A 15,047-nucleotide genomic window follows, 5' to 3' on the forward strand; every position below is an offset into this window, starting at 1 on the left:
TTAGTTTCCTTTTGCTCCAAGAGTCCAGATATCGTAGTTAGCATCTAGTACGGTAACGGGATTGTGTTCTGAGTTTAGTATTTTTTTATAAAAGAATGAGATAATGTCTTCTATCTCCTCAGATGATAAAACCTTTGTGATACCGCCCGTAAGTACTATTGAGTTAATAGAGAGCAGTTTTAGGTTTACATAGGCTTGTTTGTAGTGACTCATCTTTGTAAGCACCAAGAAGATAGCTAACTGCATTAAAACTTTCAGTGCTTTTTCGCTCGACTCTTCAAAGATGTTTTCAGTTACTTTCAGATGCGTTAAAAGCTCATACGTAAACTCGTTGTTTTTAGCTGCAAAAATCAGAGACTCTTTTGATTTATATACACCTAGCTTTTTAAATACAAGTCTGTCGTACTCGTTCTCAGTAACTATGTTTTCATCTACCAAGTCTTTTGAGTAGTGGATATCCGTAGTAGCCCCGCCGATATCTATTAGGATAAACGGATCGACCACCGAGAAGTTTGCATCTATAAGAGGCAGAGTTTTATTTACTATGTATGGAGTCGAGTATATCTGGTTAGCAGTAATGTCATAAAGAGATTTTATATCCTCTTTACCTTCTATATCAGCCTGATAAAGGTTTGTAAGATACTCTTTTAGATGTTCTTCGATTATATGGAGTTTATTATCTATGATATTTGGCAATACGATTAGATTTTCTATATTTTCCTCTAAATTACCTGCCTCTTTTTCACTTCCAACATAAACAATGTTTGAGTAGTTAAGAGAATTTAAGTAGTTAAAAAGAGATGTACCAAAAATATTTTCTTTTGAGTCTATTCCGCCGACAATAATAACTACATCTATTAAATCACTCGGAACAGAATACTCCTCTATATTTTGATACATAACTGTCTCAATAATATTTATACCGGAATTAAAAGCGATATTTTTAGCGTATTTTAGTGAGTATGACTCTGTAAGACCGATGATGAGTGTGCTTAACCCACCGTTTGCAGATGAACAGATATATACGTTTTCTTTATCAAAGTCTTTTATGACATCACCGCATTTATGAGTTAAGTCATCATGTATATCTTTGTTAAAATCACGAAAATGCTGTTCAATACTTGTAGGAGTCGCTACTTTAAAATATGTACTCCCTATATCTATTAAAAGTTTATTCTGACTCATTGCATAATCCCTATATCGTGGATAATATCATTAACAATACTTGTAGTATCTTTTGTTAAATCACATTTTGATTTTTCATACTCAAAGCATCTATCGGGAATAGGCACATTCCCACGTTTGATGATGCGGATGTTTTTGTTTGCATCGCGTATGGTTATCATTTCATTGTGGTTTATGATATGCGGAGAGAAAGGCACGTCAATAGTCCCGTTTTTGATGGAGTTAAACACTTTTCTCCAAAGAGTATCCGCAGGGTCGTTAAACACGGCTTCCATGATAGCATGTACTTCAAGAGTTAAAATCTCTTCTTCTTCCTCATCTACGATGTTTGGAAGACCGTTTAAGATGCCAAGAGTGTACTGAGTGTTTGCAACTGTTTTTGCATTTGCCTCTTTTGTAGGGATACCAGAAGCTTCTTCACGTGTTTTAGTGATGATTTTATCAGCTCCTACCATAGAAGCAATAACCGTTGACATGTTGATTAGTTGTTCAGCAAAATCTTTGTTGGTAGGAAACGCTCCCATCCACTGGTGATATACTAAGTTTATAGTTGCATCTGAGCAGTTTATCTGCTCTGCGTAGTGTTTAGCCATCTTTTTGATGACATGACCCATGACTATATCTTGGTTCATAGAACCAGTCTGTGAAAAAGAGACAGAGAAAGACTTAACACCCTCTTCAAGTGAGAGCAGCATCTCCAGTAGCTGAATAACGATGGTAATAGCAGGCGGAACAAGTGTAGCCGTAAGCGGTCCAAAAGATTCACGGTTTATAGGCAGGTTTAGTTTTGAGTAGTTCGCACATACCTTTTCAACATACTTCCAGTAAAGAAACGCTTTATCAAGAGGGAAGTTCTTTGAGTACGGCAGTAGGTAGGTAATAGGTCCACCCTCTATCTCAAAGATACCGGACGCTATGGCAGTCTCTATAAGCAGTCTTGCATCCGGAGTACCGTGACGAAGACTGACAGGCTTGTTAAAGTGAGTAACCATCTTTCTGGTCGTTCGGTAACCGTGATTTACAAGCGGATAACCGTTTAGCATATCTACTTCGTTTTCTTCACTGAGACGCAGCATTTTCTTAGCAGTAGCGTAGTCGTTTAGTCTAGTATTAGAGTCAATTGTAAGCGGAAGTACATCTACATTTGCATTTACGAAAAACTCATTTAGTGCAAACTGTTTTTTATATGTCGGGAATCCACCGCGGGGCTGTACCAGCATCTTTTTCTTTTGCGCAAAATGGTGAGATATAAAAAGCTCTTTAGATGCGTTTTTTACAAACTCTTCAACCTCTGCAAAGTCAAAGTTGTCTACGTGTTCGTTTGAGAGGATTATTTCACGTTCTTCTTGTAGTAAACTCATGAAGCTTTTCTCTCTTTTATAAACTCTTCTAAAGTATCAAGACCTGTATTTAAGTCTACTTGGTGAAATACTAAATCAAATCCGTACTTTTTGTACTTTGGAACTATGGTGTCTGCATCTGCCGTACCTACTACCAAGTTTCCGCCTATGACCATCACTAAATCATCGAGTGTCTTGTACTTTGACTTAAGAAGTTTTACCTCTCTTGCCCACCCTTCTGCTTCACCGTTAAGTGAAGAGATAAGAAGGATATCTGCACCAGTCTCAACCGCTGCATCAAAGAACTCTTCCAAGTAAGTATTTACGCCTAAGTTAAATACTTCAAACCCTCTTGCGTTTAAAGAGAGCTCTATCAATCTGTTTGCTACAACATGTATGTCGTTCCCGACTACGCCTGTTACTACTTTCATATGTTTTTATGCCTATTTATTATTATTGTTGCAAGGATATCGAAAATCTTGTAAAAGTTTGGTTATATGGGATTGTAAAATATACTTCGACATAAGGTACATTTACGGTGTTGATTTAATTTGTGATTTTCTAATTAATTAAGATAAAATGTTTCTTGAATAAATAGTTATGTACATAATTGTAAAAAGGATTTCATATGAAAGTTACTGAACTAATTACAAAACTTCAATCACTCCCACCAAATGCTGATGTTATCTGCTATACTGAAGATGAGAATATTCAAGCAGAAGGTTATATGTTTCGTATTTTTGACATTGAGGATATTAGTCTTTCTGAGGCAACAAAGATTCATATGCCAGATACTCAGCCTTCTTTAAAATTTGAAAAATCTGAGAGTTCCGAGCCACACGTAATAATTTCTGTTACCTCAGACTTTTAAATATGCATGAGAAACACATAACAAAACATATTCGCTCTACATAAGCGTTGTATAAAAAATTACAAATTACACCCCAGTGAATGAGTTTCCACTTTCTATCGCTCACATTCTGTAATAGATAATAGGCATAATTTACAAAACTATCTCAGGTGTCACCCAAACAACCTAGCAAAAAGTCCTACGTCTTTGCCGAGGGCTTTGTCTATGGTCTTTATGTATTTGTCTATTGCAAGTAGTCCTACATCTGCTTTTTTTACCATCTTGTCTTCCCCTATTACAACTGTCAGAGGGACACTTCTTACCATGAACTTGGCCGTTAGTTTTGGATTTTTCTCGGTGTTTACTTTTGCTACGATTACTTTTTCTTCTTCGTAGTGCTCTGCTATCTTTGGCAGGTATGACAAGAGTGTTTGACAAGGAGCGCATGTAGTGGAGTAAAAGTCTATAAATACAACCGAATCCGTCTTCGCTATAAACTCCGCATAATTAGAATCATTGAGTTCCAACACTTCTGACATTTTAAACCTTTGTTTTTTTGCAAAAAGTTTGACATACTCTAAGTAAAAATAAGGTTATAATACGGGCAATAAAGATTTTTAGGAAGAAAAATGGACTTTTTTACAGCAGATATTTGTGATGAACATAGCGACAAAGTGTTTGTGCTTGACCCGGAGTACAAAAATTACGGCGGTTTGCATAAGTGCCAAGGCGAAGTAGTAACACTAAAACTAGATAAAAATAATTCAGACTTGATAACACTCCTTCGTGACGAAGATGGAACAGGGAAAATCGTTGTTGTGGATGCCAGAGAAGAGTATTTTGCCGTTGTAGGTGAAAACCTTATGAAGTTTGCACACAAAAACAACTACGCAGGAATCATAGTAAACGGTTACATAAGAGATACTTTTCAGATAAGAGACATACCAGTAGCTCTATACGCATTGGGAACCTGCCCTAGAAAATACATACCTGTTACAGAAGGTGAAAGAGGCGTGCATCTATCTTTTGGCGGCATAGGCTTTAAAAATGGGGATTATGTTTACGCAGACAGAGACGGTGTGATAGTTACGCACGAAAAAATAGTATAAAAACAAAAAAAAGGGAAAAAATTGACTACTATAAAAGAAATAAATGAAGAAATACAACGACTGCTTAGAGAGACAGACGAAGATGCTATAGAAGAAGTAAAAGAAAAATACGAACCCTTTGAAAAAAACATGAACTCACTTTTGGAGTGTGAAGATTTAGAGACTTATTTAGAAAAATACGAACAGATGCACCAAGAAGATGAAGCAGTTTTAAAATGTTTCAACCTAGATACTACAGAAGAATTAAAAACTTACATAGAAGAAAAAGAAATTGACCTTGACGCTTTAAAAACAGAAACAGTCTATGCATCTTGTGAAGCTCTGAAGTTTGCTATATACGATAGCGAAGAAGATGATGATTATTAGAAGCTAAGGCAATCGCATGAATCGCAGAGACTTTTTAACAACCGCCACAGCAGCATCTGCAACACTCGCCCTTGGCGGATGCAACGAGAGCAATCGTCAAGCCATTGACTACTCAAAGCACCCAAAGAAGCAAGAATGCGATACAAAAAGCATAAATATTAACAGAAATAAAAAAACTGTTATAAAGCTTGCTACAAGCTGGCCTGCTCATTTTCCTATTATGGGAACTGGAGTAGAGAAGTTTGTGCAAAGAGTCAAGGATGTAAGCGGCGGTTCTTTAGAGATAAAACTATACCCAAAAAACACTCTAGTCCCTGCTCTTGCGGTCTTTGATGCGGCTAGCAGCGGACAGATAGATGCTTTTCACTCAGGACCGTACTATTGGAAGGGTAAGAACTCTTCATTTTCATTGTTTAGCGGTGTTCCGTTTGGTTTTACAGCAGAGGAGATCAACTCATGGATGCTCTTTGGCGGAGGAATGGAACTTTGGCGTGAGCAGTATGCAAAATACAACCTCTACCCTTTCATGGGCGGAAATACAAATATTCAGATGGGTGGCTGGTACAGAAAACCAATAAACTCTCTTGCAGACATGCAAGGTCTTAAGATGCGTATGCCCGGACTTGGCGGTGAAGTCTTCTCAAAAATGGGAGTCAATCCTGTTTTACTCCCTGCGGGAGAGATATACACATCACTCGAACGCGGTGTTATAGATGCTACGGAATGGGTTGGACCTGCGCTTGATATCAAGATGGGATTTTACAAGGTTGCTCCATTTTACTACTCAGGATGGCATGAACCCGGTTCTATTTTAGAACTTACCTTCAACAAGCATTCTTGGGAGAAACTTGCTTTTGAGCACCAATCTATCATTGAAGTTGCATCCAGCGAGATGAACTCAAATATGACCTATGATTTTCATGCACAAAACATTAAAGCGCTTGCAAAACTAAAAGAATTAAATATAGATATTCATCAGTATCCAAGTGATGTTATTGCTGAGGGTAAAAAAGCACTCAAAGAAGTCATAACTGAACTAAGCTCTCAAAATAAGGATTTTAAAAGAGTATATGCTTCTATAGATGATTATCTAAAACTATCCAAAGAGTGGAGTGATGCAAGCTTGCGTTACTTTCTAAATGAGAGATGAAGTATAATCCGTTTTTAATTTAAATTTATAAAAATGAGAATATACTTGAACAAACTCTTAATTATACCTGCGCTGCTTCAATCACTGCTATTTGCCTCTTTTAGTGGCACTATAGTAGATAAAAACACTCTAGTGCCTATAGAAAAAGCGACAATCAGCGACTCAACAAAAAGTGTCAAATCAGATGAAAACGGTTCATTCTCGATAAAAAGCGAAGAAAAAACATATCATGTAAAAGCTTATGGATGTAGACCATATTCATTTAGTTCTGATGCAAATACATCAGTAATCGGTATAGAGCCTATAAAAATCAAAGCTTTGTATCTTACTTTTTGGGGTGCAAATATATACTCTAAAACTACAAAGCGAATCTTGGATATCATCGAAAACACAAAAATAAATACAATCGTTGTTGATGTAAAAAACGAATACGGTTCTACTTCATTCAGGACTTCATTTGATCAAGCAAACAGATACGGCGCATACAAAAAAAGAACAATCGGTGACATAAAGAACTTCATGGAAGTTATGAAATCTAAAAACATATATATGATTGCCAGAATAGTTGTTTTTAAAGATGAACTTCAGGCTTCAAATAACGAAGATTATGCCATTAAAAAAGAAGACGGCACTATCTGGAGAAACCATGATGACATGGCATGGGTAGACCCGTTTGACAAAAGAAGCCATAAATATACTGTCGGCATTGCAGAAGAAGCGGCTAAAGTCGGTTTTGATGAGATAAACTTTGACTATATCAGGTTTCCTGCAAAGACTGGACTTAAACTCACAAAAAAAAATACTCAAGAAAACCGTATAGAGGCTATAGAAGGTTTTTTGCAACTTGCACAAAAAAGACTTAAAAAGTATGGTGTTTTTATCTCAGTAGATACATATGGAAATATTTGCTGGGAGAAAGGTGATATCGGCATCGGTCAAACAATCGAATCACTTGCTAAATACAGTGACTATATATCTCCAATGCTTTATCCTTCGGGATTTGCAAGCGGATCATTTTTCTTTAAATATCCCTCTGAACATCCTTATGAAGTCATATACAGAAGCATTAAACATATAAAGCCTATTATAGATTCAAATCGCGTAAGACCATGGTTGCAGTATTTTAAAGATTATGCACATACAAAAAATCATTATAAAAAATTTGAAGTAAATGAGCAAATAAGAGCGTCTGATGACGCAAATGCAAGTGGCTGGATGCTGTGGTCACCTTCTAGTAAGTATCATGAAGAATATTTTGAGGATGCTAAAGAATAAAGTTTTCTCTTGTGTTTAAATATGTTATACTAACTACTATAACAATCTTGATTACAGGAGAGTATAGTGCTTGATACCGATGCAGTTTTAAAATACAGCAAAAACCTTTCTTCATTATACTTCTGTACCGACAAAGACACCAAATCAAGCGATGTACTTCAGAGCTTTTTTAAAGAAGTCATAGAAAGCTCAGACAGAGCAAACGATCTTAAGATTTATATCAGCTACAAAGAGCAGTACGGTAATTATGTAGATGTTGTGATTTTAGACTTTTTTGTCGGTGTAGAACTATGCAATTATATTTTAAAGATAAATCCAAATCAAAAAATAATCCTTAGTGCAAAAGAGTATACAACAGATAATTTATCCGGTTTTATCGAAGCTGGAGTAACAAACTTTACTTCCAAACCTATTTCCGCACCTTCTCTTAGTGAAAATATTTATGATATGTCGAGACAAAGGCAACAGGATAATTTACTGAAAAAATATGTATCAGATTACAAAACACTAAAAAAAGAAAAAGATTTATTGGCAGCTGAGTATGATAAAAAATTAGCTGACATGAAGTCTGAACTTGAAGAAAAAGGCACTTTTCTTGCAAGCATGAGTCATGAGATAAGGACACCTATGAATGCAATCATAGGGTTTAGCGAAATAATGCTCAACGAGCATGAACTATCGTCTCAGCAGCTTGATTATACCGGCAAAATAAACCGTTCTTCGAAGATGCTGCTTAGCATTATCAATGATATCTTGGATTACTCAAAAATTGAAGCAGGAAAACTTAAACTAGAGAATATAGAGTTTGATATAAATATGGTTTTAGACCATGTTGCTGATATGATTGGATTAAAAGCACAAGAAAAAGGTTTAGATTTGGTGTTTGACATAGACTACAATGTCGGGTCACATTTTTTCGGTGATCCGCTTCGCATCTCTCAAGTATTGATAAATCTATTAAGCAATGCCGTTAAGTTTACAGACAAGGGAAGCATTACATTAAAAGTATCTAAAAATGATGATGCTAAAAAAAATACTATTGAGTTTAAAGTAAGTGATACCGGTATCGGTTTAAAAGAGGAGCAGATGAAAAGACTTTTTCAGCACTACTCTCAAGCCGAGGAATCAATAAGCAGAAAATATGGGGGTACGGGACTTGGTCTGATGATTACAAAACAGCTTGTAGAACTTATGAACGGACGTATCTGGGTAAAAAGCGAATATACAAAAGGTACTACTTTCTATGTTAGAATAACTCTGGATGTTTGCGAGCATGACCAGCGCAGAACTTATCATCTTCCATCAAAAGAACTTATGAAAAAACGAGTATTAATTATTGATTCGCGTGTAAAATCTGCAATTTCTTTAAGTCATATGCTTGAATATTATCATATGCCTGTTCAATATGTGAACTCTATTGAGGAGGCAAAAGTGCTTTTACTAGACAGTACATTTGATATAGTCTTTATAGATGAAAAATCAAACATAGAGAGTAATGTTGAGATATTTACGAAAGAACCTACGCCAAAGATTGTTTTAGTTCAAGAAAGAATCTATCAATCACATATGAATAACTTTGGAAGCGCAAAAATAGATACTTACCTTACAAAACCGTTCAATCAGCAAATGGTTTTCAATGCGATTCTTCGTCTTTATAATTACGACAACGAAACAGTTCTTGAGCAAAAGAAGAGTTATAAGAAAGATGATTTAAAAGCTTTAGGAAAAAAACGTATCCTGCTTGCGGAAGATAACAAGATAAATCAGCGTGTGATGCAGGGAGTTTTAGCTAAAACAGAGCTGGAACTTGTTTTAGCAAATGATGGTCAAGAAGCTGTTGAGATGATAAAAACAGAGAGATTTGACATGGTACTTATGGATGTACAAATGCCGGTAATGGATGGACATGAAGCTACAAGAGAGATTCGTAAAAACAGTGAATATGATTCTATACCTATAATAGCTATGACTGCAGAGGTAATGCCTGAAGAGATTCAAAAAGCAAAAGACAACGGAATGCAAGACCATTTACCAAAACCTATCGATATTTCATCTCTTTGTAACATAATGTTTAAATATCTTGATAATAAAAAAGAGACCATAGATGAGATAGATTCAAATAGTGATTGTCACACAGAAGCTTATCGTCTTTGCGAAGTGCCTGAACTCAACTACAAAAGCACTTTGAGACGGATGGGTAATGATGCATGCATGTATAATTCTCTCATCGTTGATTTTATTATGCAATACAAAGATTCTGCTCAAAAGATAGCACTATACATAAAGGATAATAATTTTAGTCTCGGAGCACAGTACACACATGACATAAGAGTTGCAGCTTCCAATATAGGTGCAAAAACAATTTTTAAAGAGAGCAAGGCACTTGAGTATGCTTTTATAAGAAAAGAACTTTCCTTATTGCAAAAACAGCTTCAAAAATATAACAAAGCAATGGAAAAATTTATAAATCTGATAGAAAACGCGACAGATATGAAATATTCTCAAGATGATATGTTTAGCGGTGAGATAATCAATGATTTATCAAAACTTCTCAAAGCCGTAAAGCGAAAACATATTGTTGAAATAATTTCTATTACGGAAGAGTTGCGTCATAAAAAATGGCCAAAAGCATACAATAGAAATATCTATCAGATTATTCGTTCTACTAAACAATACCACTTTGAAAAAGTTGTTACTCAACTCCAAGCAATCGGAATCAAATAGGCATCTGCGTATTTTTTAGTTCTTTTCTTATTTTTTGTGAATCAGGAAAGTACCTTTCGACTAAAGAGTGAAAGCTTTTTGAATGGTTCATATGAACTAAATGGGCAAGTTCATGGACTACGACATAATCAATTTGTTCTTTTTTGAGTTTCATCAACTGAGTATTGAGTGTTATAACTCGGGTAGAACTGCAACTTCCCCATCTACCGCGCATTTTCTTTAGTTTTATATCTTCATAGTCTAAGTTCATGATGTCTGAATAGTGTTTTACTCGCGAGGTTAGATAAGAAAGAGCGTATGTCTTATAATAACCATCATAGCATCTGAGTATGTTTTTTTGAGTTGGTTTTCTTAGTCTGTTGAGTAAAATACGCAACTCTGAAGCTTCATCGGCATCTACGCTGTAAATATCTCCAAAGAGTAAGACTTCATCTTCCAAGTTTACCTTTATAGGCGGATTCTGTTCCCTTTTAAAAAGCTGTTTTCTTATCCAAATCTCTTTTTCATTGAGTAAACCTTCTATATATCTTTGAGAGACTCTTGATGTCTTTAGGACTACTTTAGAATCTTCATTAACGCTTATATAGCTGTTTTTTAAATTTGGTTTAGTGATATGGATGATATTTAAATCTTTAAATCTTATTTCACTCGTATTCAATTGGGTCTGTTACTCCGGCAAGTTTAAATCCATTTAGTCTGAGCCTGCAGCTATCACAGACTCCACAGGCTTTCTTTTCGCTCTTGTAACAGCTCCAAGTAAGAGACAGAGGAACATTCAGCTCTAGAGCCTTTTGAACTATTTGAGATTTTTGCAGATGCACAAGAGGCATTTTTATCTCTATGTTTGTCTCGTCTTTTGTACCTAGGTTTATAGATTGCTCCATACTTTTTATATATGCCTCTCTACAGTCGGGATATCCGCTGCTGTCTTCTTCGACAACACCGATGCTAATAACACGAGCACCCTCTTTTTCGGCTATAGCTGCCGCCATACTTAAAAAAATACCATTTCTAAAAGGCACATACGTTACAGGAACACCCTCTTCTATACCGCCTGTTGGAACTTCTATGCTTTTGTCTGTCAAAGCTGATGCACCTATCTGCTTAAAGAAGTCCAGATCAAGTATATATTTTTCTATTACATTTAACTCTTTACATATTTTATGAAAGCATTCTAACTCTTTTGTCTGTGTTCTTTGATCGTAGTTAAAATGCAGGGCTATTATCTCATAACCGCTATTTTTCATCATGTATGCGCTAAGAGTTGAATCCATACCTCCGCTCATAACACACAATGCTTTTTTAGTTTGTTTATCCATGAGGGAATTTTAACATATCTTTTTAATAAAGATTAAAACAAACTAGGTATATAATGACAACATTAGCATATAAAGGAGATATTATGGATGTGTCATCTTCAACAAGCGCTCCAGTTGAAACTGGAAAAGACCCGATGAAAAAAGCTTTGGAAGTTCAGGAACAGCAAGTTTTAAAAATTCTTGAAAGTGCAAATGAACAGTCAAAAGAAGTTGCAGCTCAGAAGACCGGTGTTGGGAAAAACTTAAACATTACCGGTTAATTTCCTTCGTAGATGTGAAGTGGGTGCTTTTTTTGCACCTGTTTTACAAAATATAAGCCTCGTTAGATATAATCCCACTTATGATTGAACTAGATAACAGAACCTCTCTTGATGTAGACGAGCAGTTTTTAAACAAAATCGCATTAACACTTACAGACAAAGAGATAGAACTAATAATTACATCTAAAGATGAAATAAAAGATATAAACAAAGAGCATAGAGATATAGATGCTCCGACTGATGTTTTAAGTTTTCCATATGAAGATATGCCGATGAGTCCGTTGGGGAGCATTGTTGTATCATCTTGGCATGTAAAAGAACTCTCAAAAGAGCTCGGTCATACTGAAAATGATGAGCTTGCCCTGCTCTTCATACACGGGCTCTTGCATCTGTTAGGCTTTGACCATGAAGTTGACAACGGAGAGATGCGAGAAGAGGAAGCAAAACTCATAGAAGAGTTTAACTTACCAAAAAGTTTAATAATAAGAACGCAAGGATAATAATGGATTTTATAATTTTTATAGCTGCCATGTCAGCACTGATATTTGGAGCAGACTTTATAATAAGAGAATCAGAAAGAATAGCTCTCCATTTTGACATATCTCACTTTGTAATCGGTGCCACACTTGTGGCATTCGGTACATCATTACCTGAAATGGCTGCTTCTATGATGGCTGCAGGGCAAGGTAAAAGTGATATGGCAGTTGCAAACGTTGTCGGTAGTGTAATCTTTAACATCACCATGGTCCTTGGAGCAGTATTTTTTATAAGTAAAAAAATGCATCCGCAGCGAAACCTGTTTGCCCAAGACAGTGCCTGGGTAATCATTCCTCTTGTTATATTCTTTATAATGGTGCAAGACGGCGTTATAAGCAGGATTGACGGTCTTTTATACCTACTGTTAATGGTTTCATACCTTGTATTTCTTTTTACCGAGTCCAAAGAGGATTTAGGCGAAGAAATAGATGAGGAGCTTATTAAAGAGAAGTTTAATTGGGGTAAAACTATTTTGTTGCTCGCGGTTGGTTTTGCTTTAACAATCGGCGGTGCAAATTTTGTTATAGACAGCGGTACAAATATAGCAAGAATCTTTGGAGTCAGTGAATGGATAATAGGTATATTTTTAATTTCACTCGGAACATCACTTCCTGAGCTTGTAGTTTCACTTGTGGCCGTGAAAAAAGGTCACGCTGAGATGAGCATAGGAAATATCATAGGTTCAAACGTTGCCAACTTTTCAATGGTCTTAGGGGCGGCTTCTCTTGTAAACCCTTTAACCGTAGATTTAGTTGCTACAAAATTTGACATGCTTATTATGATAGCTGCTTCTATTGCTCTTCTTTTTATTCTTGCCAACAAACTTTACAACAAAGCAGGAGCAATCTTTTTACTGATTATTCTAGCTCTGTTTATTCAAAACGCAGTTGTGTAGCAATAAGTTTCTTCAAAGAAAAACTACTACTTGATATACTTAAGTTCTAGGAGCTTATTGTATATCTTTGAAACAATCTCACCGGCTGCAGCTCCACCGTGTCCACCATGCTCAACCATTACCAAGACGACATACTGAGGATTTTTATATGGTCCATAAGATGTGAACCAAGCATGAGAACGGCTATAATACGTCATATCATGCTCTAAAGTACGGTCTTTTATATCTTGTAAAATACCTACAACTTGTGCTGTTCCCGTTTTTCCTGCTATCTTTACCTTAGAACTCAGATAATGAGTAGCAGTTCCTTTTGGGTAGTTACAAACTTCATACATAGCTTGTTGTATAAGAGGTAATTTTTTTAACTCATCTTCATTCATTACATCTCTTGGCAAAGGATTGTACGGCTTATTACCGATTAACTTGGCAAAGTGCGGTGTCGGCAGTTTAGATGTCGCCATAAGAGCAGTAAATTGCGCAATCTGCATTGGCGTAACAAGGAAATTTCCTTGACCGATAGAAGTATTTACCGTCTCTCCCACATACCATGGTCTATTGTATTTTTTTCGTTTCCACGCACGAGACGGAACTACACCTATAAACTCATTTGGCAAATCAACCCCGGTTTTTTTACCAAGACCGTATCTCGTCAATCCTTCACTCATCTTTTTTATACCGACTTGCAGACTGGCTTTGTAGAAATAATCATCGCAGCTTTCTCTAATGGCTTTTTTAATGCCTGTTTGCCTATGTCCCTGTTTCTTCCAGCATCTAAAGATACGTTTGCCTAAAGGTAGAGAAGACCTGCAATCGACACTCCAAGAGCTATCAATATCCGTTGTTATATAAATCAAGCCCAAACCTGTCTTTATAGTAGAACCAGGAGGATAAAGACCATTTACCAATTTATTTGTAAATGGTTTATCAAGGCTTTTAGAAAGTTTATTCCACATTTTATAAGATATGCCCGAGACAAAAGTGTTTAGACTATACTCGGGAAAACTACTCGCAGAGAGGATAGCTCCATCAACTCCCATTACAATAACCGCGCCTGCTTTTTTATCAAAAAGTGAGGATACATATTTTTGAAATTCTATATCGATATTAAGGGTCAGTTTTCTGTCTTCATCGGCACTTATATGTGACAACTCTTCTATTTCCTGATTATTGGCATTAACCTTTATTTCTCTTTCTCCCGCCTCACCCTGTAAATAATCGTTGTAGTATTTTTCAATTCCTGTTTTACCTGTATAGCCTATAAGCTCTAATAATTTATCATCTTTTATGTCTTTTTTATTTGCACGCGATACATAACCTATGGCATGTGCACCAATTTCTTCATATGGATAGTATCTTTTTGGTGCGGGTACTATATTTATACTTTCTCTTAAACTCAAAACAGAATACACAGGCATAATCTCTTCATAGGAGATAAAAGGGAGGATGTCTATATAGTTGTGGTTATAATAGGAGTCTTTTTTTATATAATTTCTAATTAGTTTATTTCTATCCAAATTTGGAAGAGCATTTATTATTATGTCTATCTCTTCATTAAAAGCATCTATGTTTTTTTTCAGACGCAAGTGAGGACGCAGCTGCACTTTAAAGCCGAGTTTGTTTATGGCAACAGGTTTATTGTTCCTGTCTACAATTTCACCTCTTACAGGGGCTATCTTTTCTGTCTTTATGGTGTTTAAATGCGAAAGTCTTTTATAGTAAGTATTTGATTCAACAGATAAAAAAAACACTCTTACAATAAGAGCCAGCCAGATAGAGATAAATATGGCAAGAATAAATTTAATTTTCATAATATGCTCACTATAAAAAACTCGATTACTATATAGTAAATAATATAGTAATTAATGCTTGGCATTGGCAGTAAAAATATATTTGACAAAAGTGACAAGAAAAGATAAAAACCTATATAAGCAAGTAAAACATATGCGGCTTTGATACAAGATACACAACCAAAATTCTTTTTTAGTTTCGGGATTACAAACTTATATATCAAACCGAAATATATAATTGAGCTAAATA

16 protein-coding genes are annotated in these 15,047 nt (G+C 35.7%); 9 read left to right on the forward strand and 7 right to left on the reverse strand.

Going from position 1 to position 15,047, the window contains the following annotated elements; translation table 11 throughout:
* From ABYK18_RS03970 to glmS, 3 genes are read right to left on the reverse strand one after another with little or no spacing between them, the layout of a single operon-like run.
* Positions 1–1,185 carry a glutamate mutase L gene (locus ABYK18_RS03970; protein WP_373035346.1) on the reverse strand — a complete coding sequence of 395 codons (1,185 nt, stop codon included), beginning with the start codon at positions 1,183–1,185 and terminating at the stop codon, positions 1–3.
* Positions 1,182–2,546, reverse strand: a complete 1,365-nt coding sequence (locus tag ABYK18_RS03975; RefSeq protein ID WP_373035347.1) for a methylaspartate mutase — start codon at positions 2,544–2,546, stop codon at positions 1,182–1,184. The genes ABYK18_RS03970 and ABYK18_RS03975 overlap by 4 nt, the downstream gene beginning before the upstream one ends.
* Positions 2,543–2,956: a methylaspartate mutase subunit S gene (glmS, locus tag ABYK18_RS03980; RefSeq protein WP_373035348.1), complete on the reverse strand. Its 414-nt coding sequence runs from the start codon at positions 2,954–2,956 to the stop codon at positions 2,543–2,545. Before glmS ends, ABYK18_RS03975 begins: the two co-directional genes overlap by 4 nt.
* A gap of 197 nt (positions 2,957–3,153) precedes the next feature.
* Here glmS and ABYK18_RS03985 point away from each other — a divergent pair, with 197 nt between their 5' ends.
* Entirely contained in the window at positions 3,154–3,396 is a 243-nt protein-coding gene (locus ABYK18_RS03985; RefSeq protein ID WP_373035349.1) for a hypothetical protein, read from the forward strand.
* Positions 3,397–3,548: 152 nt separating this feature from the next.
* On the opposite strand, the gene ABYK18_RS03990 is transcribed toward ABYK18_RS03985, so the two are convergent.
* Complete coding sequence (locus ABYK18_RS03990; protein ID WP_373035350.1) at positions 3,549–3,914, reverse strand: thioredoxin family protein; 366 nt, start codon at positions 3,912–3,914, stop codon at positions 3,549–3,551.
* 90 nt (positions 3,915–4,004) lie between these two features.
* On the opposite strand from ABYK18_RS03990, the gene rraA reads away from it, so the two are divergent.
* From rraA to ABYK18_RS04015, 5 genes are all read left to right on the forward strand, one after another.
* Positions 4,005–4,484 carry a ribonuclease E activity regulator RraA gene (gene rraA / locus ABYK18_RS03995; RefSeq protein WP_373035351.1) on the forward strand — a complete coding sequence of 160 codons (480 nt, stop codon included), beginning with the start codon at positions 4,005–4,007 and terminating at the stop codon, positions 4,482–4,484.
* A 21-nt stretch (positions 4,485–4,505) separates the two neighbouring features.
* Entirely contained in the window at positions 4,506–4,850 is a 345-nt protein-coding gene (locus ABYK18_RS04000; RefSeq protein ID WP_373035352.1) for a hypothetical protein, read from the forward strand.
* Positions 4,851–4,866: 16 nt separating this feature from the next.
* A complete protein-coding gene (locus ABYK18_RS04005) occupies positions 4,867–6,000 on the forward strand; it encodes a TRAP transporter substrate-binding protein (RefSeq protein WP_373035353.1) in 1,134 nt (377 codons plus the stop codon).
* Positions 6,001–6,045: 45 nt separating this feature from the next.
* Complete coding sequence (locus tag ABYK18_RS04010) at positions 6,046–7,275, forward strand: putative glycoside hydrolase (protein ID WP_373035354.1); 1,230 nt, start codon at positions 6,046–6,048, stop codon at positions 7,273–7,275.
* A gap of 66 nt (positions 7,276–7,341) precedes the next feature.
* On the forward strand, positions 7,342–9,999 hold the full coding sequence (locus tag ABYK18_RS04015) for a response regulator (RefSeq protein ID WP_373035355.1): 2,658 nt from the start codon (positions 7,342–7,344) through the stop codon (positions 9,997–9,999).
* Here ABYK18_RS04015 and ABYK18_RS04020 read toward each other — a convergent pair.
* The gene (locus ABYK18_RS04020; RefSeq protein WP_373035356.1) at positions 9,992–10,657 is read right to left on the reverse strand and encodes a M48 family metallopeptidase; all 666 of its coding nucleotides are present in this window, start codon (positions 10,655–10,657) and stop codon (positions 9,992–9,994) included. The two genes, ABYK18_RS04015 and ABYK18_RS04020, sit on opposite strands and share 8 nt — an antisense overlap.
* Positions 10,644–11,318, reverse strand: coding sequence for a 7-cyano-7-deazaguanine synthase QueC (gene queC / locus ABYK18_RS04025; protein WP_373035357.1), 675 nt, complete (start codon positions 11,316–11,318; stop codon positions 10,644–10,646). Before queC ends, ABYK18_RS04020 begins: the two co-directional genes overlap by 14 nt.
* 83 nt (positions 11,319–11,401) lie before the next feature.
* On the opposite strand from queC, the gene ABYK18_RS04030 reads away from it, so the two are divergent.
* The 3 genes from ABYK18_RS04030 to ABYK18_RS04040 all read left to right on the forward strand — a co-directional run bounded on the left by ABYK18_RS04030 (position 11,402) and on the right by ABYK18_RS04040 (position 13,010).
* Positions 11,402–11,578: a hypothetical protein gene (locus ABYK18_RS04030; RefSeq protein WP_373035358.1), complete on the forward strand. Its 177-nt coding sequence runs from the start codon at positions 11,402–11,404 to the stop codon at positions 11,576–11,578.
* 80 nt (positions 11,579–11,658) lie between these two features.
* A complete protein-coding gene (gene ybeY / locus ABYK18_RS04035; protein WP_373035359.1) occupies positions 11,659–12,078 on the forward strand; it encodes an rRNA maturation RNase YbeY in 420 nt (139 codons plus the stop codon).
* Between the two features lie 2 nt (positions 12,079–12,080).
* Positions 12,081–13,010 (forward strand): calcium/sodium antiporter, encoded by a 930-nt coding sequence (locus ABYK18_RS04040; RefSeq protein ID WP_373035360.1) that lies wholly within the window; start codon positions 12,081–12,083, stop codon positions 13,008–13,010.
* A 26-nt stretch (positions 13,011–13,036) separates the two neighbouring features.
* Here the strand turns inward: ABYK18_RS04040 and mrdA are convergent, their stop codons facing one another.
* Positions 13,037–14,818, reverse strand: coding sequence for a penicillin-binding protein 2 (gene mrdA, locus ABYK18_RS04045; protein WP_373035361.1), 1,782 nt, complete (start codon positions 14,816–14,818; stop codon positions 13,037–13,039).
* Between the last annotated feature and the right edge of the window lie 229 nt (positions 14,819–15,047).

Origin of the sequence: Sulfurimonas sp. (genome assembly GCF_041563495.1) — a bacterium.
In the GTDB taxonomy this organism is placed as follows: Bacteria; Campylobacterota; Campylobacteria; order Campylobacterales; family Sulfurimonadaceae; genus Sulfurimonas.